We start from the raw sequence: 25,624 nt of genomic DNA, 5'->3' as shown, positions 1-25,624 counted from the left end.
ACCGAAGGAATGAAAGCGCAATGGCTTCCGTCTGCTCGGGAACGCTCAGTGTTGGCGGCGGCGCCCCCATGTTCGAAAGCCGTGATCATCAGGTGGGTTCTTTTCAGTCGGTGCGGCGTCGCAGTGCTTTTGCGCATAGGACTGCAACCGTCGTGCCAACTGGGAAAACCGTTTCGGAACAATGTGACAGCTCTGACAGCGCTGTGTCAGATGTCCGACATCGTCGAGAATCCGACAACGAGTGCACCCGGTAATCACCGGACCAACCTCCGGCGCGATCGGTGACACCGGCCACGAACTCGAACAGTGAAGCTGTGAACTTGTTTGGCCCCCAACATCTTCGCTCCGGAACGCTTCAGCAGCCGGATTCAATTGGCAGACAGCACGAGGCGATGGCCGCCGTGAGCGACCAACCGGCTCCCTCTGTTGCTCTAGAGGCCGCCAGCGGCAAAGAATCGGAGATCCGAGGAAGGGTGGGGCTCCGCTTGGCCGAGCTGAGTTATCCGGGCCTGCCAGCAATCTTGGCCTGCACCATCCCTTGATTGCATTTTTGAAGTCTGCCGATCGCGCCAGCAAGCTGCGTTTCGAACGAACAGACGGGTACTGGTCGCTAGGGCAACTTCAGCTGCTGGCGCCCCCGTCATTCAATATGCAAGGTAGAGGGTCAGGAGACAGGGGAAGCTCGGGCTCGGCGTGAGTATCTCGGCGGAAACGGCTAATCGTCGACGTGTCTTTCCTGACGCCGCGCATTTGTATGCCGCAACAGGAGCGGTGCGGGGCAAGTCTGCCTGGGAAATCGGCTCCATCGAGGGGCAAGCGAGCCCGACCGCGCTCCATATCCATGCCGCTCGCAAAACCCCGGCGTGAGCACCACCCCAAACGCAATTGCGCGTCTTGCCGGTTGGTTTGGCGGGCCCACTGAACAGTCGGCTCAACCTGTACACCTATACAGGCTGCCATACCCTGAAACTTGGCCTCCAATGGCGGAAATTTCCCCCGAGGAGACCTGCCAATGACTGAGCTTATAGCGCCGGCGCTACGACAACTTTCCCACAAGGAGCGTGCAATCCACCGCTGCGCTACTGCGCCTTTAGGCCACGTCTTGACCGGCGCAGGAGCCGCTCACCGCTGTCAAATCGATTCCCTTGGCGTGCTCCGCCCTTGCTGGCTGTCGCTGCGCGGGTTCGACGGCCTGGTCGCTATTTGCGACGCCTTATGCCCTCGACAGTGTCAATGGGACACGCTTCGACGAAATGCCTCCATCGAGGTCTGGTGCCGTCGGCGACGGCGCTTTGCCAAGCGGTATGATGTTTCGACCTCCCTGGGGGCGGGCAGGGGAGCACAGTCGTGCGTACAGTTCTCGTGACAGGCGCGGATGAGGCTGATTGGCGCGATGAAAGATCATACGATTACACCTCAGGTCTGACGCCGCGCGAGTGGGCTTGGGAGTTCTTGCGCCGCAATCCAGCATTTCGGCGTGAAGTGACCGCTGCAAGCCAGCAGGCTAATACTTTGTCCTACCGCCCCTTCCTCGAGGTGGTCGCGTCGGCCGGCGACCTGTCGCGCTGGGGTGTCCTGTTTCGCCGAGGCTTATGGGCGAAATTCGCTCGTATTCTGGTCTCCGCTCTGGTGCGTCCATGTGCTGCCGGTCATTGCAGAACATCTGTCCGCATCCTCGGCCACATTGCCGTTCGAGCTCTCGGCATTGCCATGTCGTGCGACGGTCCTGCTGGCGCCCCACAAGGGCCAGCATGTTCTTCTTCGCAATGCGGAACATACGCTCCAGCTCGCCGTCTCTGGCGCGGACATCTTGCACCCTGTTTGCCTCCGCACCGAGGCGATCTGGCCAGCGATGCTTTCGAAGCCCCGTCTGAGGGCGCTCGAGTGCCTCAATGCTCTTAGTCTGGGTCAACACCTGCCCGCCCGCTTGTTTCCGCCGGAAAGACGCGGTCCCCGTTTGACCTTCGTTCTTCGTGCGCTCGACGGTTCGCTTGCTGGAGCGTCACATCGCGAGCTCGCCGAAGCGCTGATTGGTCAACGGCGCGTCCATGCCGACTGGAGGGATCCTCGCAATCATCTGCGCGACCGCATTCGCCGCGCCGTCTCTCGCGGCCGCGGGCTCATGAATGGAGGGTACAGAGATTTCCTTCTTTAAAAGTGACAGTCCGCCCTGTGCGTCAGCCGGCGAATAGTTCGGAGCTAAAACCCGTCACCACCGATTGGCCTGGTCGACAGGCAGCCAACGGCCTTCGCGGGGGCGCTCTGGTTGAGGCATCGATCGATGCCAAGAGGCACGTTCGCATTGTCCGATAGCGGACAATGTCTAGTACGCAACGTACAGGAACCTGACTCTCGGGTGTTTTTAAACGCTTTTTGACCTGGCATGGTATATGCTCGCTATTCAGCAAAACCCGCGGACTGAGTGGTTCCACCTCCACGAGAGTCGCTGAATTACGCCACCTCCCAAGGCGTACCCGGCCCGGCAGCGAGCTCAGTCTCCTGCCGGGCATGCGTGTTCAGACGCACTCGCGTTTAGAACTTCAATTAGAGGCGCAATGTTTCGCGTCCGGCTATGCGGACTGGTGCCGAAAGGCAGTCGAGGAGGCGGAAGTTGTCGCTGCGTCTGCCATGATTACGTGAACGAAGCGCAAGGGCTAGAACATTGTCAGACTTCGAGCGCGGTCGTTGTGCCTCCGTATTCACGGCAGCGACTATTTCGGCCATTGCCAACTCGAGATCCGCCTTTGGAGTGAATGTGGAAAGGTTCACTCGCAGCGTAGACTTACACCTTGATAGCTGATCCCATCGTCGTCAGCACATGCGACGGAGCGGTGGAGCCAACGCGGCAGGCGGAACCTGTGGACAGGCAGATTCCGCGCATCGCCAGGCGCTCGACAATCGCATCGGCCTCACACCACGGGATCATCAAAGAGCACGTATTTGAAAGGCGCGGTGCTTGAATCCCATTAAAACGTACTTGCGGCAAGCGGATTGCCAACTCCCGTTTAAAGTTGTTTCGAAGGGCTTCGATGCCACTCGCTACACGCAGCCGCCGAGCCGCCTGTTCCGCGGCAACGGCTAGTCCTGCGCTGTTCAACGTCCCGCCCTGTCGCAAGTCCTCCTGTTCACCATAAAAAAGCGGTTCGAGGCGCAACCCCTCCCTAATGTGCAACGCGCCCACGCCTTTCGGGCATTGGAATCGGCCAGCGTTCCTCCCGACAATTGCCCGGGTTGACGGCCGCCATGCGGAACGTAAAGGGAGCGTCCGGTCTTCGTGCAGGGTGTGTTCGGCTTATTGGTTCGCTATGATCTGGCCCAGATCGGCAAGGCACTCGACCACGTGGTCCGGTCTGAATGGAAACCGCTCTATGTCGGCCAGTTTAGTCACCCCAGTAAGCACAAGGGCTGTCTTGAGGCCCGATTCCAGCCCGGCGAGCACGTCGGTGTCCATGCGGTCACCGACCATGATGGTATCGACAGCTCGCACTCCGAGCCGGTCGAGCGCGTTGCGCATCATGAACGGGTTCGGCTTCCCTACGAAATAGGGCTGACGGCCGGTGGCCTTCTCGATTAGTGCTGCGACTGCACCGCATGCCGGATGGGAGCCCCGCTCGGTCGGGCCCGTCGCATCCGGATTGGTGGCGAGAAAGCGGGCGCCCTTCGACACAAGCTCGGCGCCAGTTGCGATCTGCTCGTAGTGGTACGAAGTGGTGTCACCGAGGACCACGAACTCGGGGGCAAACTCCGTTATCCGGCAGCCTGCCTGCCGCAGGGCCTCGACCAGACCGTGGTCGCCGATGACATAGGCAGATGATCCGTGCTTTTGTAGTTCCACGAACCGCGCGGTGGCGAGCGCCGACGTGTAGATGTGCTCCGGCTGCACGGCGAAGCCAACCGCTCTTAGACGCTTGGCGTGATCTTCGGGCGTGAAGCGCGAGTTATTGGTGAAGATCTGAAACGGCTCACCCTTGGCGATCAGCCCGGCGACATAGTCGACCGAGCCAGCAATCGGTTGGCCGCCGCGGACCAGGACCCCGTCCATGTCGAGCAGATGCGCTATAATCATTGGACCTCAACCCTCGATGTCTTTCGTGGATGCACGGCCTGGGCAAGTCTTGTGTCGCTGTATCTTCTCCAGGCGAGAATGCCGGCGACTGTACCGATTCAGAGCGATGCGCGAAGGGCGCTCAATTGCTTGTGCGGCAATAAGGACGTTGCGGCGTAGAAAGTGTCGGTGGCGTCATCCGCTCGCCGTGCGACGCCCTGCACCGTCAGGTTGGCGACACTCGCTGTGTCACCACATCTGATGGACGATCGCGTTCTGGTTCGCGTGAACCACTACCCTGGCGAGCCGTTTTCTCTGCAGAACCCTCGTAATTGGCGGCATCACAGTGATGGAACCCCCAGCATTGTCTCGCGGCGCGGACGCAAACACGCCGGTGCCTTGGCGGACTCCCAAATAATCGGACAGCATCAACGATTTCGGGAGTCGCTCCCGCGCCCAAGGTGGAATTCAGTACCGACTCTTGACGCTGACCGCGAGTGGTTTACCCGTTCATTTGTTTTCGCGTTTCTGCCAAGTCAGGGTCGGGCCCCTGCGATGTCCCTTCGCCTGACCTGTTCAAAAGCCTGCTAGTCGCCGAGCTTGGGCCGCGGCAACAGGAAGAGGACGTATTTCGCCTTAGGACATTTTTGAGGCAGAGCCCGAAGACACTTCGTTTGGGGCGGCGGTTGGGTATTGAGGAGCGAAGATAGAAAATGGCATTGGCCGGCAAAGAAGGGAAAGGCAACAGGGCGGCGCTATGACAAGGGCGAGCGTCGATTCAATCACGTCGGAAAGGGCGCTCATCCCCTGTTTGAATTTCACGGCAGCGAGCCGAAAAAGTGGGTTGGAAAATGCCACTCAACCTATCTGAAAGTGATCGGCCCAAATTGCTAAATGAGCCAATTGGGGCGCCGAACGGCGATCGGGACCTGCCCTTCCGAAGAAGCTATACGTCGTTTACGAGGGCGCAATTTATGAGGCCCAAACGAGCGATCGCGGCCGGATCTCCGGGCACTTCTCGATGCTGTCGCCCCGCACAGATGAGATGCTTGCCGCGGTTGGATAGGATGAGCAACGTACCGTCCGGTACCGGCGCTTGGCTCGTCGCCGTAAAGGCGGTTCAACGTAGCTGGGCGCTTAGATGCACACTTAAGGCGCGCAGGTCGGGGTCGCGATAGACGACCGAACCAGCCGCAAGAAGGTTCGCCAAAGCGCTCGATCATCCCGTTGGTTCATTCTGCGCCTGAGGTGTCCATCCACATAGAGATCAGATTCCGCCTATGCAGAGATATTTCATTTCGAGGTAGTCTTCGAGCCCATGGCGGGAACCCTCCCGCCCGATGCCGGACTGCTTCATCCCGCCAAAGGGCGCCGCTTCCGAAGACATACGCCCCGTGTTGATGCCAACCATGCCATATTCCAATGCCTCGGCCACGCGCCAGACACGCTTCAGGTTCGAGGCATAGAAATAGGCGGCGAGGCCGTAGATCGTGTCGTTGGCCTCACGTACAACCTGATCCGCATCGTGGAAGCGAATGATCGGCGCCAGCGGCCCGAAAGTCTCCTCTTGCGCAACCGCCATGATGCTGGAAATTTCGGTGAGGACTGTGGGTCTGAAGAAGGTGCCAACCCTGCCGATACGTTCGGCCCCGCATCGAATTGTGCCCCCTTTGGCAACGGCATCTGCAATGTGGGACTCGATCTTGCGCAGAGCATGGATGTCGATGAGCGGTCCGATGTCCACCCCCGGAGCGAATCCGTCGCCAACCGATAAGTGCCGGACTTTCTCCACGAACTTCTCGACGAACTCATCGTGAACGCTCGATTGGACGTAAAGACGGTTTGCTGAAACGCAAGTCTGGCCGGCGTTGCGGAATTTCGCCTGGATCGCGCCGTCAACCGCAGCGTCGATATCGGCGTCATCAAAGACAATGAAAGGGGCATTGCCGCCGAGCTCGAGGCTAACCTTCTTGATCTGGTCGGAGCACTGGCGCATGAGCAGCCGGCCAACCTCAGTGGAGCCTGTAAAGCTGATCTTTCGGACCTTGGTATTGGAGCAGAGTTCGCGCCCAACGCCACCAGCTTCGGACGCATAGACCAGGTTGACGACGCCGTCGGGAAAGCCGGCCTGGTGCGCAAGGGCAAACATTGCACCTGCCACGAGCGGCGTCTGTTCAGCAGGTTTGAGCACGATCGCGCAGCCCGCCGCCAAGGCCGGCGAGATCTTGCGCGCCACCATCGACGCTGGGAAATTCCATGGCGTAATCGTACCGACCACACCGATCGGCTGCTTGATCACCAGCATGCGACGGTCTGTCGAGGGTGCGGGGATCGTCTCGCCATAGATGCGATTGGCTTCTTCGGCGTACCATTGCAGATACGCGGCCGCATGCGAAACCTCCGACTTGGCTTCGGCAAACGGCTTGCCCATCTCTGCAGTGAGGATCGCCGCAAGATCACCGGCGTGGTCAATGATCAGCTCATGCCATCGCCACAGAACGTCGCTGCGTTCACGGGCGGTCAGCCCCGCCCATCCAGGCTGCGCTACGTAGGCCTTCTCGATCGCAGCGCGTGTCTCCTCCACATCCATGTCGGGAAGTATTGCCAGCACTTCGCCGCTCGACGGGTTGAGGACCTCGAATGTCCGCTGGCTAACTGGCGTGCCGAGCGCCGGCAGGCGATCGATGGCGCCAAACAGGTCCGGGGATTTCAGGTGGCGGACCATCGGCAGGCACAGGGGCAATACTGAATTCCTCTCAAACGCTGCGGATCGTATGTCGGCAGGCGTCGGTGCATATTCCGCGCCTGGGGTTGCTTATAGGGCCTCGGCCTGATGGCTGGTAGACCATTCCACTCAACTTGAATGGGAGATTCTTGAGGTGTTGTGGTCGATGGCTTGCGGTTCTCATTAAGTGACAACCTGAACAATGGACATCGGCTTCCGCCCGCGCAGCCAGTTCATGTGGCCTGAACGGATCGCGATCTCTGCCATCGGAAGGCAGGCTCCCATGAGGAGAAGGCGAGCCACGATTCGGCGGATCGGTCGACTGACCCGGCAGGTGCTTCGCACGCCCGCGAAAACAGCTCCGCAGCCTTTCTCACCGAACCGGATTTAACCCCCCGAGAAAAGGAGAAGGAACGCGAACTGGGCTGCCGGGCTCATCCTTGCCCCCAGCGTCAGGCCGATGACCATAAATGGCGGGCTCGGCCGGAACCAGCTCCGCCGCTGCCCTGACTTGATCGAGCATCACCGGATCGATCAGGCTGCGCGGCGCTTGAGTGTTGTCGATGCCGAGCTTCTCGAGCTGCGATTCGAGAGGCGGGGCTGCAATCGACCTGGAGGGATCCAGCTTGTAGATAGCATAGGCGCCGATCCATGTTTCTTGGTTGCCTCGAGCTCGGCCTCTTTCCTTGAAGACCAGGAGACGACTTCCATGTTCTTGTATCCGGTCGTTTCCCATTGAAGACGCCATAGGTTCGAAACCCGACACAACTGACGCGCCGGCATCCCACCCGCGTGGCACGAATGCGTGGTTTTCTCCTTTTGAACGCGCTCCTCGGTGGCACGTCAATTGCACGTGACAGTTAACGGCCGGGGGGCCCAGACGAATTGTTCCTCTCGATCAACCAACTGCGCGCAGAACGTGACGGTGCGCAAACTGAGGGAGTAGCTGATGCGAGTAGTCGTCGTATAGATCCATGGTCACACCGGCATGATCATCGGTTCGGACAGCCGCGCCCGGAGGTCGACCACCGCGGCGAGGTCAAAAGCATGACGGCGGTACTGCGAGAGGGCGGCCACCAGACGCCGGGGTGCGACGGCGATAAAGAACTGCTCGCTTCGCTCGTGTGGTTTATGCCGCCCATCCGCAGACCCGGCCCTCGGGGATCGCCTTCAACATGCTTACGGTATTCAGGGCGAGAAGTGGTCTCACCCACGTTCCCGCCATGCCCGGCGGGCATCCCGTACACTGGATCCGGCCCGCCCCGGCATGGGCTAGCGCTCGACAAGGTCATCGCCTAGAGACTAGCCCGCGATGCCGGCGTGCCGACGCCGAAGTTTCGCGTGATGGTTGCGGCACCGAGAGTGCCGGCGAGCTGCGATTCCGCCACGAAAGTAGGCAGCATTCTCGATCCGTGTTGATGGTATAAGCCTCCATCAGAACTCGCTCCACCGCCAAATGGCATCAAAGTTTCGTAGAGCCTCGCCATCTCGACAAAGGTAGTCAAGGAGTTCAGACATGCAGCACATTTCAGGGCTGGGCCACAACCGGGGAGAGGTCGTTGGGCCAAAATCTCGCGAGGAGTTTCAACGAGCGCTAAAGATCACGCCCGGCGGCAGCATGCGTGCTGCGCAGTTCTTCGCTCCCCACCCGCCCTATGCTGTGGCAGGAGCGGGCAGCTGGATCACTGACGCGGACGGTAGCAAGGTCTTCGACTGCGCAAACAACTCCTTCTCGCTCGTTCACGGCCATGCCTTTCCGCCGGTGATCGAGGCGCTGCACAACGTCCTGGACGACGGCACCGCATTCGGGCTTCCGACCACAAGCGAGACCAGGCTTTCGGAAGCAATCACGACGCGTTCGCCGAAGCTTGAGCAGGTCCGCTTTACGAGCTCCGGCACCGAGGCTGTTATGTTCTCTGTCAAGGCCGCTCGCGCTATTACAGGGCGCCCGATGATTGCCAAGTTCGAGGGCGCATATCACGGCGCCTATGACTATGTGGAAGTGAGCCTTGATTCTGCACCAAACAACTGGGGCGATTCGTCGCCTAGCAGTGTGCTCTATGCCAGTGGAACTCCCGCCTCCACCGCCGCGGATGTCCTTGTCCTTCCTTACAACGAGCCCAAATCGTGCAGAGAGCTCATCCGTGCACACCATGAGCGCCTCGCCGCGATCCTTCTCGATCCCGTTGCTCCCCGCGTGGGCATGGTTCCGATAGAGGCGGATTTGCGGGAGGTCATCCAGGATTGCTGTAACCGCTACGGCATCCTGCTTGTGGTTGACGAGGTCGTTTCTTACCGCGTCGGTTTCCGTGGCGCCCATGACATCTTCGGCTTTGAGCCGGATCTGGTCGCTTTGGGCAAGATCATCGGCGGAGGTTTGCCCGTTGGAGCCGTAGCGGGGCCTGCGTCGTACATGGCGGTCTTCGATCACACCAGGGGCAAGCCAGCCGTGTCCCACGGCGGCACGTTCAGCGCAAACCCCCTCAGCATGACAGCTGGGCTGGCGGCACTGCAATCATACACAAAGGATGCCGTGGACCGTCTTAACCAGATGGGCGAAACGCTTCGCAGTGAAATCATCGAGCAACTCAGAAGGCGCGAACTCCCCGCACAGGTTACCGGCGCGAGCTCCCTCTTTCGGCTCCACCTGAAAACTGAAGTGATCCGAAACTACCGGACCTCGTTCCCGAGCGCGCTGCAGAAGGTGGCGCTCGCAAAGGTGCACCTTGCAATGCTGGAACGGAGATTTCTAATGACGACGAATTGCTCTGGCGCGCTCTCGACTCCGATGAGCGAGACAGATGTCCAAGATCTAGCGGCAGCGCTCGTGGATGCCGTTCATGAAACTTGGAAACAATCTCCGTGGGACTGATCGAGCAATGGTGGAAAGCGCAGTTTCGCGGCAGCGCTCGCGTCGGCGGCTATCGCCGATACCTGTCATTGGATCCGCTAAGTGATCGGGAGCGAAGCGGGAAAGGAATGCACGACAATAACGTTGAACGGTGCACCGACGAACGTCGTCCCGTCGAGAACACGCTGCCATCAAGGGGGGCGGTTATCGGTGCCGCTCGCACCCGGTTCGACAAACTAAATTCGACCGGCAGCTGCCAATTGTGGCTGGCGCAGTATGCCAGCGTTCGCCTGCCGCGGCTGGTCCGGGATGGACCGATAATCGTCAGCTTGCCTGCCCGTGGAAACGCGCCAATCGAGGGCCGCGCGCAAAGACGCGCCATCGGCTTCGCGGTTTGACTGCAGAGAAGAGGTTTGCGTTCGTTTTTCACAGAACCTCCAGCATTCCTGCCGTTTTCTGAGATTTTGCAGGTGGTTTGCGGCGTTTCCCGAGTCCTTCTCCTCAGTGTGAGTTGTTTGTGGTTGGAGACGGTTACCTGCACAATGGCCCGGACCTGCGCCATCAAAGGCTTCCATCGCGTCGTTGTAGAGGCCAAGCCCCTGCGTGGCCTTCGGCGAAGCAGAGTCTTGGTCCATACGGGTGACGATCCTTCGCGCAGAAAGACTATGGGAAAATCATCAAGAACTATGATTCCAATGTGAAATTTTGGATCATTGATAAAGAACTTGTCCTTTCACGACAGAGAAAAGTTGCAAGTCCGCAGCATCAATGACTTGTCACCTGTCCACACGAGTCCTGGCGCTTCAAGAACCGCGCCTGATCACCTTTCAGCTGCCAAGCGCGGTCCGCGCCCGCCCGGGCTGCGCAACCTTGACCAGCTCCGCCCGGGCGAACGCTGTCCGTCGCACAGTCCATAAGGGGGTCAAAAAATTGGACGCGGATGGAGGCCGGATTGGGAAAGCGCAAGCTCAAACTTGAGCGCTATATGGCTAGGCGGTTCAGCCAATAAGGTGTGTGGGTCTGAGAGCGGAAACCGTCGTATCAGTTGATCGATATATCTACGCAAACCCTTCGATGCGTTCGTGGACAATAGCGCGCATTTGCTCCGCCATCTTCGCGCCTTGAGAGCCGTCTGATAGAGGTGGCGGCAATTCGAGGTGGTTGAGAGCGCGTGAGAGGGCTGAAACGAGATCGTCGATGCTGGTATCCGCCTCGGCTGCCTTGAGGCCAGCCGTGCTCGCGAAAACCTTGAAGTCGGCGCGCCGGAGACGATCGTCTTTGCCGTTCAGCTTGAGGGCCATCCGGTCTTTTTCGAGATTTGGAAACACGCGAGTCGTGACCGCGTCGTAGAGCGGAGCCATGCGGACTGAGCTGAACTGCGCGCTTCCGGGCTCTGCGATTTTCAGCAGTGCTATGTTCTTCAGGTGCATGTCGCCATCGGCGATCAGCCAGGCGAATAAGGATCGCTTAAGGACAAGCAGGACGTCGTCTTCGGGGGAGGTCGATAGCGGTCTTAGTGCCCGCGCGATTCGCTCCATTCTGCCGTCGTATTTTGCTTCCGTGGGCACACCGAGCACTGAAAAAAACTCCTCAAGCGCCCAAAGATGCTTGTCGTCAAGGCTCGTTCTGATGTCGAACCGCTCGACGAGGAGCGCCGGAGGCATCCCGTCAGGCATGGGGACGAGCGCTGTCGCGGGCGTCTTGAAACCGGCTGCGCTGCCCAAAGCGAGCGACTGCCATTCGATCACCGGCAGGGCCTCAAATCCACCTGTACCGGCAGGCTTGAGGATGTAGGTGAACGGTTTGCCGGTACTGGGGGAGAGAGTACCGTCGGCATCGAGGAACATCGGCGCTTTGATCTGAACGCCCGATAAACGGGGCGTATCGGTACGCTCGAAAATCTGCGCCAGATTGCGCTCGAAGCTCTGCTCTAAATCGCCGCGACCCGGCCCTGCATACTGGCCAGTGAAGACAGAGTTCCTAGTAAATCCATTGAGCCGGGTTAGCAGGATGTCGGGCGGCAGGGCGGAGAGATCGCTCGCATGCTCGACGATGGTGATGTTCGACATGTAGCGTTTGCCCGAGCGCAGCATCGCGCGCTCGTCGCGGTCGTTCAACACTGATTCAAGCCAGCCTTCAGGCAGCAGCGACAGGATGAAAGGGGGCAGCTTGCCCGGCGTGGTCTGGCGAACAAGTGGCGGGCCATCCTGATCGTCTGGATTCCAGCGCCACTCAAAACCATCATGTGTGAGATTGCCGAGTGGAGCGCCGTGCCAGGCTACTATCAGATCGAGCGCGGCTTCATTGCGCGCGGGCTCCGCCATCAGTGGACGGCGGAGGAGGAAGCGCTCGGCGTGCTCGCCTTTGCGATGCCACTGGTTTGCGCGGGCAAGCGCCCATGTCGCGTCGGCAGCGCCTTGGGCGCTGCCGTATTCTTCTATGAGGCGGTTCGCAATTGCCTCGCGCATCGTCTCATCGATGGATGCCGCGTGTTCGCTGCGCAGGCGGAAAGCTTCGAGGAAGCGCTGGCGCATCGAAGAGACGTCGATCCGGAATTCTCCCATGCCATCATCGACAATCGCTTGAGCGACTGATGGGTGGTCGGGAGCTGCGTTCTGAATGATTTCCAGCGAGCGCAAGCGCGTGCGCTGTATTCGTCGCCCGCTCAGGAACAGGCGGCCATCGCGGGTCGGACGGAGAAGGACTGCGCTCGCCGCCGAGAGGTAAGCGTTGGGATACAGGTATTTGGTGATGCGGACAGCGTGCTTGAGTATCGTGGCCTCGATATCCTCCGGGCATCGACATAGATGCCGCGCATTAGCTGGACGAGCTTGCCCGTTTCAGCCTGATAGTGGCTGCGGGTTTTATCGATGTTTTCCCCGACGAGGTGAAGGGCCATTCTTCTAACTTTCCCGTATTTGAGATACGGGAAAGTTAGCATGGGTCCGCTCCAAATTCCATAGATTCTAACTTTCCCGTATTTCATATACGCGGAAGTTAAAACGCTTGCTCGGGACGTCGGCGTTTCTCCGGCTCCGCAAGTACGAGGGCGAGCAGGGAGAAATCAAGGCGTTCATTCTGCCACACCATGTCGGATCAGCCCAGGTTGGCGGAGTCCTTCAGCAACTATGTAGAGCGCGAGATTATTGCCGTTACGGGACACCGGCAAGCCGCGGGCCCACGCCCATAATGGCGGGCTCGACCGAAAGCAGCTTCTTCGCCGCCGCCCTGACCTGGTCGAGCGTCACCTGCTCGATGAGGGCCGGGCGGCGCTGGATGTAGTCTATGCCGAGCTTGTTGAGCTGCAACCCGACAAGCGTCGCTGAAATCGACCTTGAGGAACCCAGATTGTCGATAGCATAGGCGCCGATCAGATACTTCTTGCTCGCTTCGAGCTCGGCCGCTGTTGGCCCTGTGTCCATCAGCTCCTTGATTACTCGTCTTATCAGGTCGAGCGTCTCGGCCGCCCTGTCGGCGCGCGTCGACGTGGCCACGACAAGCGTGTTGGAATGCTGATAGCCTTCCAAGCTAGAGGAGACACCGTAGGCAAGGCCGCGCTTTTCGCGCACTTCCTGGAAAAGACGGGAGGTAAATGGCGAGCCTCCGAGTATATCGTTTATCAGCTGCGCGGCATAGAATTCCGGGTCGCTTCGTCCGATGCCAGGAAAAGCCAGCTGGAGGGAAGTCTGGGGCAGGGCGTATGCAACCAACGTCCACCGGCCGAGCTTCGGAGTGACATCAGGTACTGGGGCGAGCGCCTGCTTCTGAGGCAAATCGCCGAACAACTGGTCGAGCCTAGCACTCAGGGCTTTGGCATCTATGTCGCCGACAACCGCGACATGCAGCCCGTCGCGGGCGAAAGCGGCCTTGTGGAAGGCGCTTAGATCGGCGGGCGTTATGCGGGCCAGGCTTTCCTTGGTACCCTCGGGCGGCCTCGAATACGGATGCGTGCCGTAGATCCTGCGCCGCCATGCAAGCTCGGCTATCGCGTGAGGTTCGCGCTCGTTGGCGATGATGCCGGAGAGAAGCTGGGCGCGGATGCGGTAGACCGGCTCCTGATCGAAGCGAGGCCTGTTCACCGCTAGCCCGACCAGATCGAAAGCGGCGTCCTGGCGCTTGGAAAGCAGGCGTATCGAGCCATAGATGCCGTCGCGCCACGCGTCGAAGCTCATTTCGGCGCCGGCGTCGTCAAGCTTCACCTGAAACGTGTCGCTGTCGTAATCGCCGGCGCCCTCGTCGAACAAGCCGGTCATCAAATTGGCAAGCCCCTCTTTACCGGCCGGGTCCTGGCTGGTGCCGCCGTCGAAGACAAAGTGGAGCGTGACGATCGGCAGCGTGTGGTCTTCCACCAGCCAGGCGGTGATCCCCTTTTCAGATTTCACCTCCTGGATGTTCACCGCAGCACGGGCGGTGAGCGCCGGCAGGATGAGGAAGAAAATAGCAAGGGAAAGGACGGCCAGCAAGGTGACGAGGCGCACGGCCCTCCCTTCTCCAACGGGAGAGGGCAATGCTTGTGCAATGGCGCTGCGGAGTTGGTTTGTCATCGGGTCAATTGTCCTTGGGCAAGAGATAACCAGTGGTCGAATGGTCGAACACGAGATAGCGGGCGGCAACGCCCTTAACCTGATCGGCGGTGACCTTGCGGATGCGGTCGGGCCATTCCTCGACGTCTTTCACACTGCCGCCGGTGGCAAGCGTGGAGCCATACATGTTGGCGATGGAACTCTGCTCGTCGTGGGCGAAAATTACCGAGCGGACGAAACGATCCTTGGCCTTCTCAAGCTCGCCTGATGTGACGCCGTCCTTGGCGATTCGGGCGACCTCGGCCTCGACCGCCGCCTGGACAACGGCCAGCTTGGCGTCGCCGCGCGGCGCGCCGTGGATGCTGAAGTGGCTGTCATCCAGCATGGTGCCCTCGAAATAGGCGCCGGCCGCCGCGGCTATGCCTTGCTTGACGACGAGAGCCTGGTACAGCCGGCTGCGGCTACCGCCGCCGAGGATCTCCGCCAGCAGGTCCAGCGCTTCCGCTTCGCCCGGCTTTCCAGTGTGATAGGAGGGAACCACCCATTGCGTCGAAAAGTTCGGCACGCTGACACGCGCGTCAGTGAGCGTCACCGTGCGCCTGGTGTTCTGCTCGGGTTCGACCGGACGGATGCGCGGCGGCAGGTCTGGACCACGCGCGATCTTACCGTAGGTCTTTTCGGCCAGCGCCTTGACCACCTCCGGCTCGACATCGCCGGCCACCACCAGCACGGCGTTGTTGGGCGTGTAATATTTGTCGTAGAAAGCCTTGGCGTCGGCGCGGTTCAGCTTCTCCATCTCCTGCATCCAGCCGATCACCGGAATGCGATAGGGCTGGTTCTGCCAGAGCGTAGCGTCGACCTCCTTGCCGAGCACTGCCTGCGGATTGCTGTCGATGCGCGAGCGGCGTTCCTCGAGGATCACGTCGCGCTCGGTGGCGATGACATTGTCGTTGAGGATGAGGTTGCGCATGCGATCGGCCTCGAAATCCATCATCTGCTCGAGCGCCTGCGGCACCACCGTCTCGTAAAAGGCGGTGTAGTCATAGGAAGTGAAAGCGTTGTTCGAACCGCCGATGGCGGAGACGGCGCGGTCGAACGCGCCGGTCGCATGATTGGTCGTCGCCTTGAACATCAGATGCTCGAAAAAATGGGCGATGCCCGACTTGCCCGGCGGCTCATCCGCGCTGCCGATCTTGTACCACACCATATGGGTGACGATCGGCGCCCGGTAATCGGGAATGACGACAACCTCCATGCCGTTGTCGAGCAGGAAATTCGTCACCTTGATGTCATCGGTGGCCGCCAGAACCGGAGCGGCGGTGGTCACAAACGACAGCGCGGTCGCAAAAAGTGTCCCGCGCAGCCAGCCAGACCGAAGATTTACCGATGGCTCCGGTTGTGGTGACCGGGCGATGGGCAAGGTTCCAGGTGAACTGAGTTGTCCCTCATTTTCAAGGTGCTGCGTCCTCGTCGCCCTCACTGGGAGAAAGTGGATCGGTGGGCAGCGCCGGGCCAGATGAGCCCTCAGCATGCTGCCAAGCCCGACTCGAGCGTTATCTTTGAGTGCGTCGTGGAAAGGTGGGGCGGCATTTTTTTGGTGGGGGATCATGGGACGACTCTCCTGGCCTCGTATGTGTTTGCGATGACCACGCACGCACCGTGCCAAATGAGAAAACCGTTTCGGCAATGTGATTAATCGGACTCTGTGTGTTGCGCATCCGACATTGTCGGACATCTGACACCGCCGAGTGGGAAGCGCTTGCCGCTTAAAAAGGCGGCTAGGTGAACTACTACCCGTAGGAGAGCGGCGAATATTGGTGGCGTTAGCGCGCCCGTAGTTGCTGGGTCGCCAGCGTACCTTTGCTCACATCGTACCCGCAGGCCGGGGGTGCTGTCCCTCCAACGTTTTCCGGAACGGCACCCGGCCAACGCTCACCAGTCCATCACCACCTTGCCCGAATTGCCGCTGCGCATTGCGTCGAATCCAGTCTGGAAGTCATCAATGCCGATGCGGTGGGTGATCAACCCGCTGACATCGAGCGGGCCCTGCACCAGGGCGATCATCTTGTACCAGGTCTCGAACATTTCGCGGCCATAAAGGCCCTTGAGATGCAGCATCTTGAAGATGACCTTGTTCCAGTCGATTTCGAAGCCGGTCGGCGCGATGCCCAAAATGGCGATCTTGCCGCCATTGTTCATGGCGTCGATCATGTCGCGGAAGGCGGGTGCCGCACCCGACATTTCCAGGCCGACGTCAAAACCTTCGGTCATGCCGAGCGCCGGCATGATATCGCGCAGCTTTTCCTTCGACGCGTCGATCACATGCTGGACGCGGAGTTTTTTCGCCAGCGCCAGCCGCACCGGATTGATGTCGGTGATGACCACTTTTCGCGCGCCGACGCATTGAGCGACGAGTGCAGCCATGATGCCGATCGGCCCGGCGCCGGTGACCAGCACGTCCTCGCCGACGAGATCAAAGGACAGTGCGGTGTGAACCGCATTGCCCAGGGGATCGAAGATTGCGGCGATCTCGTCGGGCACGTCATCGGGGATCGGCACGACGTTGTGCTGCGGGATCGCCAGATATTCACCGAAGGCGCCCGGCCGGTTGACGCCGACGCCGAGCGTGTTGCGGCACAGATGCCCCCTGCCCGCCCGGCAATTGCGGCAATGGCCGCAGACGATGTGGCCTTCGCCCGAAACACGCTGGCCGATCTTGTATTCGGTGACCGCCGCGCCGAAGTCGGCGACGGTGCCGACGAATTCGTGGCCGGTCACCATCGGCACCGGCACGGTCTTCTGCGCCCACTGGTCCCAATTGTAGATGTGGACGTCGGTACCGCAGATCGCGGTCTTCTTGATCTTGATCAGAACGTCGTTCGGGCCGATTTCCGGTACCGGCACCTCTTCCATCCAGATGCCCGGCTCGGCCTTGGCCTTGACCAGCGCCTTCATCATATTCGACATCAGGTGCTCCTTACACCTTGGTTGATTCCGCTCCTCGCGACTGCTCTGGTAGCCTGCACAACGGAAAGGTAGGCTCGGAGAGCACACCTGAGATCCTTGGACCGATCGTAATGTTGACGGCTGCCTTTGTGTCGAAGCAACATTCCACCGCGATCCATGCCCTTGGAAAAACTCTGTTTCAGCGAACCTCAGCAGAAGCGAAGCAAACGCCATGCCAGATGCAGCCAAGTTTCAATTCAAGCGATGAGGAATGGTCGCAGCTTGCGGCTGGGCGGTATGGCTATTTTGTCGATGTCCGCCACATGCGCCGCATTCCCTCGATACCGATGCCCTCGATGGTCGATCTCGCCGCCGATATCTCGATGGTGCCGGTGCACAGGCGGCATCCGCAAGCGTTCGCCCCTCGGTGAAGTGTCTGTTGACCGCTAACTGTGTGAGAGGCTGAAGCTCATGGACAAAGCCGCTTTCCCCATTTCGTGATCGAAATCATCCGTCCTTCGGATCGGAAGCGCTTCCCACATACTGGCCGCCGCTGGGCCGTCGAGCGGACTTTCGGCTGGACGACAAGGGTGGGACTCGCACGCGTCGACCGACCTGTGCGCGGCTTTCGATGTCATCCTTTCTGCTTTTAACTGTCTGCGAAGCCCGCTGGTCACATGTTTGCCGGTCACAGTGGCCTAGCGGCCTGCGCCTGCACTTTCTCCCGCAGCGCGCATGCTGCAGCGACCATGTTCACGAGGGCAGGGCGGCTCCTCCCATTTCCTTGTTTTGAGGCCACAGTCCGGATTCACCCACAGTTGGCTGTCCGACAGTCGCTCGCGGGCAAGTTGGGCGAGATGCAAGATCTCGCCGATTGAGATTTAACGTCCGGGCGACGACCATCGGGTCCTTCCCGCGTTCCGCCGACCCAAATGAGCTTCGGTCGTTCCCATTTGGCCGTCTCGCGCAAGCGGTCATGGTCAATCTGCTGCGTCTTTTCGTGCAGCCCGTACGGAACTCGCTGTAGTCAGTGCCGGAGAAGTTGACGGCCCAACCGTGAGTCAGATGCCCGCCGCCGGGGAGGGTCAAGCCCATCATCTTGTCTCCCGGACACAACAGCGCTCAACAGACAGCCTGATTGGCCGGCGAGCCGGAATAAGGCTGCACGTTGGCGTGTTCACAGCCGAATAGCGTCTTCACTCGCTTGATGGCGAGGTTCTCAAGCTCATCGACGATCTCGTTTCCGGCGTAGTAGCGCGCGCCGGGATATCCCTCGGCATACTTGCTGGTGAAAATAGAGCCGGTCGCTTTCAACACCGCCGAGGACGCGAAGTTCTCGGAGGCGATAAGTTTGAGGGTCGTCCGCTCCTGGCGCTCCTGTCTTAAAAGCAGCTCGTGAACGCGAGAATCTACGGCAGCCAAGTGAGGCCACCCGCAAGTGTCAGGCTCCGCGATGGCGCCGCCAGTCGAATTGTTCATATCAGCTTCGCGCTCCATTCGGACTAAGTTTCAGGACAAGCAGGCGGTCACCTTGGACCGCGCGACTTGTATCGCCTCCAGGCGCAGTAGGTCTTATCTGTGATGGCTATCGCCGTGGGGCAGGAGATCAACCAACAATTGAACCAAGCCGCCATCCGAGCCTCCTGCTTCGAGGTGGTACGAAGGCCAGGGGCGAAAATGTCCGGAACTTACCGAAACACGCGCCATTCGGTAGCAACCGCCCCCGCATTAGGCAGCAAAGACCGCCAGATTGCAACATCGTTATATAGTCTCGAAGCGCGGAAGGCGGCTATATTCAGATTGGCCGATACATCAAAACCCGACCCGTCGGAATCAGCTGCAGCAAACAGTCGAAATCGCTGATGTTGCCCGTTAGAACGGTAAATCCCAATTTCTGCGCATGCATGAACAGCACGCAGTCCTGAAGCGCCCGAAGCCTGGAATCATGCTTGTAGCCTTGGAGGCGACACAGCATTCCTGAGAGAAGGGCGGCTCGGCCCAAGAGATCGGGATCTGGCGCAAAAACCCGATGGGGCGGCATATCCTTGATTATGGTCCCGATCTGCTTGATAGCTTTGCCCGTGCCCGAATGTTTCGGGTCAAGGACGCCTACGGTGTGCATCAGCTCTTGGATCGCTACGGTGGAATGGTTGACCTGCCTGACATCGAGGAGGTCGGCAACTGCTTCAGGCGCCCGGCCTTGCAAACCGTCGATGTAGACGCAGGTGTCCAGCAGCAGTTCTTGCCCCGCCCCGACGAGGTTGCCGATGATCGGCAGCTCCATGTCAGGGCGGCGGCTCAAGGTTTTTTGGGGATCAAATCGCGACCATCTTACGGCCGCACCAAAGTCGAAATCGGCCAATTCAGAATCCGAGCTTCAGCGTCGGATCCACAGTTCCCCGTGTTTTCCTGAAGGTCTCGGCGAAGTTGTCTTCCAGAGCCACATTGGCCAACGCAAATTCGACGAGCTCGGTATCAGACGTCAATCCGGTTCGAGCTTTGGCCTTCTTAATTAGATCAGCACTCACCCGCCCCGCAATCCTGCCGTCCTTCTCAGCGCGCAGGCCGGATTCTTCCGCCTTCTGCAGGACGGCGTTAATCCTGGCCAAGCGACGCATCTGCAATTTCTCAGCCAGTTTGGGAAGGGTTCTCGTCCGCTTGCCCACGGACCCTTGGCCGCGACGCATACGTACAGCTGTCTTCGTCATCGGGGTTCCTCGCAGTTCCGTTTAACAAAAATCGATTTTGGACAACGTAGCAGGCAAGGTGATTTTTTCAAATACCCCAAATTAAAAGGCGGTTGTTGGCCGCCCCGGAGGTTGCTTTGCTGAAGCTCTCCAAAAAGAGGGATGTCACGGCTGCAACCGACCCGATGGCTGGGTCTACTCGGAGCACTAGGTCGTAGGCGCTCCCGGGCCAAGCTCGCAGCAGTGAGTTTTCACCTCATCCGAGCGGCCCGGCAGGACACAACTCAAAGTGTAAGCGGTGGTCGCGCTGCCCAACTCCCACATGGATCGTGGAACCATCAAGCTTCACCTGAAAGGCGTCGCTGTCAATCGTCTGCGTCTTAGGTCGAAACCCATCATCAATTTAAGCCCATCGCCGCAGGCGACGGCGCCGACCTCGCCGGCCGCATTGGGGGTGTCCAAAGCGGTCGGTATCGTCCCGCATAGGCGCCGGTCCCTGTCGTGATGGCGGCTAGCCGAAGGACTTGCCGCAGGCGCATTTGTCCCGCGCGTTGGGATTGTCGAAGACAAAGCCCGAGGACTCCAGGTCCGTGACGAAGTCAACGGTCGTGCCGGCGAGATGGGGCTGGGAGCTTGCGTCGACGAACACCTTGACCCCGTCCATCTCCATGACGGCATCGCCCTCGCGCGAGACGCTTTCCAGACCCATCAGGTATTTGCGGCCGGCGCAGCCGCCCGCCTCGACCATGATGCGAAAGCCTTCCGCCGGTTCGTCGGCGCGGGAAAGCGCGACCTTAACAGCGGCGAGCGCGTTTGCAGTGAGTGTGATCATGGGACTATTTTCTTGCTGATGCATTCGCAAGCCCTGCCGCACAGAACGTGCCAGAGAGGACAATCCATTAAAACACCGGGTTAGCGGATTTGGCGAGCTCTCTCACATCCATCAATTGTCGGATGTCGGACAGAGTGACCTTGTGTACAACAAGCGGCATTGGACACATCGCCAGTGTCGTCGCCTGAGCCAGCGTTTCGATCATATGGATGTGGACCGGGTTTTTTAGTCGTGCTGCGCCGTCGTCACCACAGGTGCGGTGGCGAACACCGGGGTGTCGAGACCGCTTCGATCGCGCCTTCTCGAACCAGCGCCGTCTGCGTCAGCTCGTGGGTGGCCAACACCACTCGCGTGCTGCCCGTGGCCTGCAGGGCGGCCGCCACCTCGCGAGGGCCGCCTGAGGCATTGTAATATGCCGCGAAGCCAGGAGGTTGGCCAACGCGCCGCCTAGGGAACAGCGTCGCTCGATCTGACGCGGTGGGGCTCCTGTTTCGCAAGCTCGGTGGCGCTGAGCGTCGGCACGACGGCTTTGCGGTCCGTGAGACGAAATCAAGTAAACGGCGGATCAGGTGCACCAGGCAGGTTAGAACTGTCGCCCTGGGGAAAGGTGGCGCCGATCGCCTCCCTCTTGGCCAAGCAGTTCGCCAGCTTGCCGTCTTACCAGCACCTCGCCAATCTCGTTGCGTTCTTGTTTAGGCGTTGCAACAGATCCTTCAAGTAAATTCACTGGATCTTTGCGACCGCAAATCTCTGTCAATGGTACGCTCACCACAACTTTCGAGTTCAGTGGCGGCAGAAATCTGGTGTCGTTTATGTTCCGCCGCCGAACAGCATTTGCGAAGAGCGCGAAATGACAAAGCCAGCAGGACGAGGGTTCGGTTCTTCTATTTGGCGTCGTGCTGACCAATGATGATACTGGTCGATCGCCTAATGACAGCAGCACATCTTGATCGCCTTCGGATCCTGGGCCTTTGCGCGCATGCCGACCTGACTGTCTGCGAACTAGCGGCGATTCTCGACCTTCGTCGGGAGCGCGTTGCGCGACACGTCCGGATGCTCGCCAGAGCCGACTTTCTTTGCGGCAACGGACAACGTCCTTGGTCCTCATATCATCTCAATACAGTGGGCAAGGAAGGAGGGTTGGTTCAATTTCTGGTCGATCTCCTGCCCCACGACGATGGGTATCACAAGCGGGACCTGGAGCGGCTCGAGGCGGTACAAGACGCGTGGTCGAGGGGACTGCTGCTTGATCGTGAAAAGATCTGCCTAGGTGGGAGTGCGAAAACCATGAAGAACTCCGCTGACGTAGCCATCGCAGAGCCCAGCACATACGGATGGTCTTCCTTGGTCCACGTCGATTGCCGCGTTCACGAACTGCTTCTACGACAGAGGCGGCAGGAGAGGACGATGCTCAAACTCATCGCATCTGAGAACTTTGCCTCCTCAGCCGTACTGGAAGCGACCGGCTCGATCTTCGCGAACAAGTATGCCGAGGGCTACCCGGGTGCGCGCTACTACACCGGAAACGAGATCGTCGATGAGCTTGAGACCCTCGCGATCGAGCGCCTGAAAGCGCTGTTTGGCAGTGAGCACGCCAACGTCCAGCCTTATTCGGGCTCACCAGCCAACCAGGCTGTCTATCGCGCGCTCTTGAGCCCTCGTGACAAAGTCATGGGCTTGCCTTTACCCGAAGGCGGCCATCTGACTCATGGTTGGTCCGTCAACTTTTCCGGCACTGATTATCAACGCGTCCCCTATGGGCTGCACGAAAAGACGCAGCAAATTGACTATGACCGCTTACGCGAGACAGCCAGGCGGGAACGGCCGAAACTGATTTGGGTCGGCGGAACTGCCTATCCGCGTGTCTTTGACTACGCGGCAATGGCAGAAATCGCTCTGGAGGCGAAGTCCTATCTCGTGGCCGACATTGCGCACATCAGCGGCTTGATTGTCGCTGGAGCGCATCCGAATCCCGTGGCCCATTGCGACGTCGTCACCAGCACGTCTCACAAGTCGATCCGCGGCCCCCGTGGAGGATTTATTTTGTCGAAGAATGAAGATCGCTATCAGGCCCTCTATCATCCCACGAGTAAATACAATCTCGCCAGACGGATTGATCGCGCGGTGTTTCCTCAACTGCAGGGTGGGCCGCACATGAATATCATCGCCGCGCTAGCTGTTGCTTTGCAGGAGGCCGCGACCCCGTCTTTCCGTACCTACGGTCATCAGATGGTCAGGAATGCCAAGGCTCTGGCCAAGGCGCTTCTGGATAGTGGTTATGACCTGGTCACCGGCGGGACTGACAATCACATGCTGATCCTTGATCTCCGGGACCGGCCGTTATCAGGCAAAGCCTATGCCGAGCGCCTCGCAAGGGCAGGGATCATTACGAACTTCAATATGGTGCCGGGCGACCCGCGCGACCCGACGGTCACAAGCGGAATCCGCTTGGGGTCGCCGGCAGTGACGTCCATGGGCATGCGTGAGGCGGAAATGGTGCAGATCGCCGCTTTCATCGACTCGGTCTGTCGCCAGCCCGACGACCAGGAAGTTCATGCGAGCGTACGAAGAGACGTTGCCGACTTCTGCACTGCGTTCGACGTCCCCGGCATCCCCGACCGGTAAGCCACCCCAGTCGGGAAACTCCCCACCTAACTCCAACACTTGAAGCGAGGGCATTCCATGACCAGGCAGTTCGTGTTCTCTTCCGAATCCGTCGGCGCGGGACACCCCGATAAGATGGCAGATAACATCTCCGATGCCATCCTCGATGCGGTCCTCCGCACCGATCCGAAGGCGCGCGTCGCCTGTGAAACGTTGCTGAAGACAGGGATGGTCGTTCTGGCTGGCGAGATCACCAGCCACGCGGAGATCGATTACAGCCAAGTTGCCCGGGATACGATACTCGATATTGGGTACGACGACGATGCCATCGGCTTTGATGGTCGACGTTGCGCCGTCGTTCTGGCTCTCACCGAGCAGTCGCCCGACATAAGCCAGGGCGTTGACGAAGGACGAGGGCAGGATCTCGAACAGGGGGCGGGGGATCAGGGCCTCATGTTCGGGTACGCGTGCAACGAGACCGAAACATTGATGCCGTTGCCAATCCAACTCGCTCACCATTTGACAAAAAGACAGGCAGAGGTGCGCCAAACCGGACGCCTTGGCTGGCTTCGCCCGGACGTTAAATCTCAAGTGTCCGTACGCTACGAGGGTTTCCGCCCGGTGGCCCTGGATACCATAGTCCTGTCGACGCAGCATGACGAGGCGGTCTCACAAGCCACGGTCCGCGAAGGCGTCATTGAGGAGATCATCAAGCCGCTCTTGCCGCCCGACTTGGATACGACTGGGATCAGATTTCTGGTCAACCCAACCGGCCGGTTCGTGGTCGGTGGGCCGCAAGGCGATTGCGGGCTCACCGGGCGGAAGATCATCGTCGATACCTACGGTGGAATGGGGCGTCACGGCGGCGGCGCCTTTTCGGGCAAGGACCCATCCAAGGTTGACCGCTCGGCGGCCTATGCCGCCCGATATGTCGCGAAGAATATCGTCGCCAGCGGCCTTGCGGAGGTCTGCGAGGTTCAGCTTGCCTACGCGATCGGCGTGGCCGCGCCGGTGTCTATCCTCGTCAATACTTTCGGAACTGCAAGGATCGAGGAAAAAAGGATCGAGCGCCTTGTTCTTGAGCTTTTCGATCTCCGGCCGAAAGGCATCATCAAGGCGCTTGATCTCTTACGGCCGATTTACCGAAAGACCGCGACATACGGACACTTCGGCCGCGAAGAGCCGGAATTCACCTGGGAGAAGACAGACAGAGCCGACGACTTGCTGCGTGAAGCAGGACCGGCTGCTGCGTGAGGGCCGCTGCATCAAGCGCATGCGGCAATCCTTTTAAACTCGCTAGACGCGCGCCTGGCCGCGGCAAAGCAGAAGCCGGTGGTTTTCGCGGAGACATCATTGATGCCGAACTATGACGTGCTTTGTATCGGGAATGCTATCGTCGACATCATCGCCCAGTGCGACGAGGCATTTCTGCAAACCAACGGCATCATCAAGGGCGCGATGAACCTGATCGACACGAGGCGCGCCGAGTTGCTCTACAGCCGCATGGGCCCGGCCATCGAAGCCTCCGGCGGCAGCGCCGGCAACACCGCGGCGGGCGTCGCCAGCTTCGGCGGCCGCGCCGCCTTCTTCGGCAAGGTCTCGAACGACACGCTCGGCGAAATCTACGCCCATGACATGCACGCGCAGGGCGTCGCCTTCGACACCAGGCCGCTCGATGGCGAACCGCCGACGGCGCGCTCGATGATCTTCGTCACGCCGGACGGCGAGCGGTCGATGAACACCTATCTCGGCGCTTGCGTCGAGCTCGGTCCGGAGGACGTCGAGGCGGACAAGGCGTCGGGCGCCGCGGTCACCTATTTCGAGGGCTATCTGTGGGACCCGCCGCGCGCCAAGGAAGCGTTCCGGCAGACGGCCAAGCTCGCGCATGCCGCCGGGCGCGAAGTGTCGATGACATTGTCGGATTCGTTCTGCGTCGACCGCTACCGCGACGAGTTTCTGGACCTAATGCGCTCGGGCACCGTCGATATCGTCTTTGCCAACAGCCACGAGATCAAATCGCTCTACCAGACCGCCTCGTTCGACGAGGCGCTGGCCCAGATCCGCAAGGATTGCAAAATCGCCGCCGTTACCCGGTCTGAAAAGGGCTCGGTCATCGTGCGCGGCGACGAGACCGTGACCATCGATGCGACCAAAATCCGCGAGCTGGTCGACACCACCGGCGCCGGCGACCTCTATGCCGCCGGTTTCCTCTATGGCTACACGCAAGGGCGCAGCCTGAAGCACTGCGGCGATCTCGGCTCGCTGGCGGCCGGGCTGGTGATCCAGCAGATCGGCCCAAGGCCTCGGCAGAATTTGCGCCACGAGGCCGAGCAGGCGGGGTTGATCTAGCCGGGCGACTCACCGACAAGCTGCCCCGTCTCCCCTCCTGCAGGCTGTGCGGGAAAGTGCGC

General features: G+C 60.0%; 18 protein-coding genes and 3 pseudogenes. 8 read left to right on the top strand and 13 right to left on the bottom strand.

The features are described from left to right. Positions 1-1,347: 1,347 nt before the first annotated feature. On the top strand, positions 1,348-1,902 hold the full coding sequence (locus AC0L2V_RS22795; RefSeq protein WP_473521250.1) for a transcriptional regulator domain-containing protein: 555 nt from the start codon (positions 1,348-1,350) through the stop codon (positions 1,900-1,902). Next, positions 1,853-2,155: a DUF2285 domain-containing protein gene (locus tag AC0L2V_RS22790; protein ID WP_473521249.1), complete on the top strand. Its 303-nt coding sequence runs from the start codon at positions 1,853-1,855 to the stop codon at positions 2,153-2,155. The genes AC0L2V_RS22795 and AC0L2V_RS22790 overlap by 50 nt, the downstream gene beginning before the upstream one ends. Positions 2,156-2,782: 627 nt before the next feature. Here the strand turns inward: AC0L2V_RS22790 and AC0L2V_RS22785 are convergent. The 4 genes from AC0L2V_RS22785 to AC0L2V_RS22770 all read right to left on the bottom strand — a co-directional run bounded on the left by AC0L2V_RS22785 (position 2,783) and on the right by AC0L2V_RS22770 (position 7,506). Then, the gene (locus AC0L2V_RS22785; protein ID WP_473521248.1) at positions 2,783-3,154 is read right to left on the bottom strand and encodes a hypothetical protein; all 372 of its coding nucleotides are present in this window, start codon (positions 3,152-3,154) and stop codon (positions 2,783-2,785) included. Between the two features lie 138 nt (positions 3,155-3,292). Beyond that, complete coding sequence (locus tag AC0L2V_RS22780) at positions 3,293-4,066, bottom strand: HAD-IIA family hydrolase (RefSeq protein WP_473521247.1); 774 nt, start codon at positions 4,064-4,066, stop codon at positions 3,293-3,295. A gap of 1,246 nt (positions 4,067-5,312) precedes the next feature. After that, a complete protein-coding gene (locus AC0L2V_RS22775) occupies positions 5,313-6,770 on the bottom strand; it encodes an NAD-dependent succinate-semialdehyde dehydrogenase (protein WP_473521313.1) in 1,458 nt (485 codons plus the stop codon). A 373-nt stretch (positions 6,771-7,143) separates the two neighbouring features. Continuing rightward, a complete protein-coding gene (locus tag AC0L2V_RS22770) occupies positions 7,144-7,506 on the bottom strand; it encodes a hypothetical protein (RefSeq protein WP_473521246.1) in 363 nt (120 codons plus the stop codon). A 780-nt stretch (positions 7,507-8,286) separates the two neighbouring features. Between AC0L2V_RS22770 and AC0L2V_RS22765 the strand changes: the two genes are divergently transcribed. Both AC0L2V_RS22765 and AC0L2V_RS22760 read left to right on the top strand, forming a co-directional pair. Next, on the top strand, positions 8,287-9,642 hold the full coding sequence (locus tag AC0L2V_RS22765; RefSeq protein ID WP_473521245.1) for an aspartate aminotransferase family protein: 1,356 nt from the start codon (positions 8,287-8,289) through the stop codon (positions 9,640-9,642). Continuing rightward, positions 9,633-10,019 (top strand): hypothetical protein, encoded by a 387-nt coding sequence (locus AC0L2V_RS22760; protein WP_473521244.1) that lies wholly within the window; start codon positions 9,633-9,635, stop codon positions 10,017-10,019. The genes AC0L2V_RS22765 and AC0L2V_RS22760 overlap by 10 nt, the downstream gene beginning before the upstream one ends. Positions 10,020-10,679: 660 nt before the next feature. On the opposite strand, the pseudogene AC0L2V_RS22755 reads toward AC0L2V_RS22760, so the two are convergent. From AC0L2V_RS22755 to tdh, 4 genes and pseudogenes are all read right to left on the bottom strand, one after another. Then, a pseudogene (locus tag AC0L2V_RS22755) lies at positions 10,680-12,520 on the bottom strand (type II toxin-antitoxin system HipA family toxin). Between the two features lie 253 nt (positions 12,521-12,773). After that, positions 12,774-14,165 carry a M16 family metallopeptidase gene (locus AC0L2V_RS22750; protein WP_473521243.1) on the bottom strand — a complete coding sequence of 464 codons (1,392 nt, stop codon included), beginning with the start codon at positions 14,163-14,165 and terminating at the stop codon, positions 12,774-12,776. A 4-nt stretch (positions 14,166-14,169) separates the two neighbouring features. Then, on the bottom strand, positions 14,170-15,753 hold the full coding sequence (locus AC0L2V_RS22745; protein ID WP_473521242.1) for a M16 family metallopeptidase: 1,584 nt from the start codon (positions 15,751-15,753) through the stop codon (positions 14,170-14,172). 323 nt (positions 15,754-16,076) lie between these two features. Beyond that, on the bottom strand, positions 16,077-17,111 hold the full coding sequence (gene tdh, locus AC0L2V_RS22740; RefSeq protein WP_473521241.1) for an L-threonine 3-dehydrogenase: 1,035 nt from the start codon (positions 17,109-17,111) through the stop codon (positions 16,077-16,079). A gap of 110 nt (positions 17,112-17,221) precedes the next feature. On the opposite strand from tdh, the gene AC0L2V_RS22735 reads away from it, so the two are divergent. Further along, positions 17,222-17,521 (top strand): hypothetical protein, encoded by a 300-nt coding sequence (locus AC0L2V_RS22735; RefSeq protein WP_473521240.1) that lies wholly within the window; start codon positions 17,222-17,224, stop codon positions 17,519-17,521. Positions 17,522-17,778: 257 nt separating this feature from the next. On the opposite strand, the pseudogene AC0L2V_RS22730 reads toward AC0L2V_RS22735, so the two are convergent. From AC0L2V_RS22730 to AC0L2V_RS22710, 5 genes and pseudogenes are all read right to left on the bottom strand, one after another. Beyond that, positions 17,779-17,965, bottom strand: a pseudogene (locus AC0L2V_RS22730) (hypothetical protein); the annotation flags it as partial. 41 nt (positions 17,966-18,006) lie between these two features. Then, positions 18,007-18,569: pseudogene (glyA, locus tag AC0L2V_RS22725) on the bottom strand (serine hydroxymethyltransferase); the annotation flags it as partial. A 316-nt stretch (positions 18,570-18,885) separates the two neighbouring features. Beyond that, positions 18,886-19,452 (bottom strand): type II toxin-antitoxin system VapC family toxin, encoded by a 567-nt coding sequence (locus tag AC0L2V_RS22720; RefSeq protein ID WP_473521239.1) that lies wholly within the window; start codon positions 19,450-19,452, stop codon positions 18,886-18,888. Between the two features lies 1 nt (position 19,453). Beyond that, positions 19,454-19,798 (bottom strand): hypothetical protein, encoded by a 345-nt coding sequence (locus AC0L2V_RS22715; protein WP_473521238.1) that lies wholly within the window; start codon positions 19,796-19,798, stop codon positions 19,454-19,456. Positions 19,799-20,288: 490 nt separating this feature from the next. Beyond that, a complete protein-coding gene (locus tag AC0L2V_RS22710; protein ID WP_473521237.1) occupies positions 20,289-20,609 on the bottom strand; it encodes a HesB/IscA family protein in 321 nt (106 codons plus the stop codon). A 1,287-nt stretch (positions 20,610-21,896) separates the two neighbouring features. Here AC0L2V_RS22710 and AC0L2V_RS22705 point away from each other — a divergent pair. From AC0L2V_RS22705 to AC0L2V_RS22695, 3 genes are all read left to right on the top strand, one after another. Next, positions 21,897-23,234: a serine hydroxymethyltransferase gene (locus AC0L2V_RS22705; protein WP_473521312.1), complete on the top strand. Its 1,338-nt coding sequence runs from the start codon at positions 21,897-21,899 to the stop codon at positions 23,232-23,234. Between the two features lie 57 nt (positions 23,235-23,291). After that, positions 23,292-24,467: a methionine adenosyltransferase gene (metK, locus tag AC0L2V_RS22700; RefSeq protein WP_473521236.1), complete on the top strand. Its 1,176-nt coding sequence runs from the start codon at positions 23,292-23,294 to the stop codon at positions 24,465-24,467. Positions 24,468-24,569: 102 nt separating this feature from the next. Beyond that, positions 24,570-25,562: an adenosine kinase gene (locus tag AC0L2V_RS22695; protein ID WP_473521235.1), complete on the top strand. Its 993-nt coding sequence runs from the start codon at positions 24,570-24,572 to the stop codon at positions 25,560-25,562. Positions 25,563-25,624: the final 62 nt, after the last annotated feature.

The organism is Mesorhizobium sp. WSM4814 (assembly GCF_055811595.1).
This window is presented reverse-complemented; position numbering and strand designations above follow the sequence as displayed.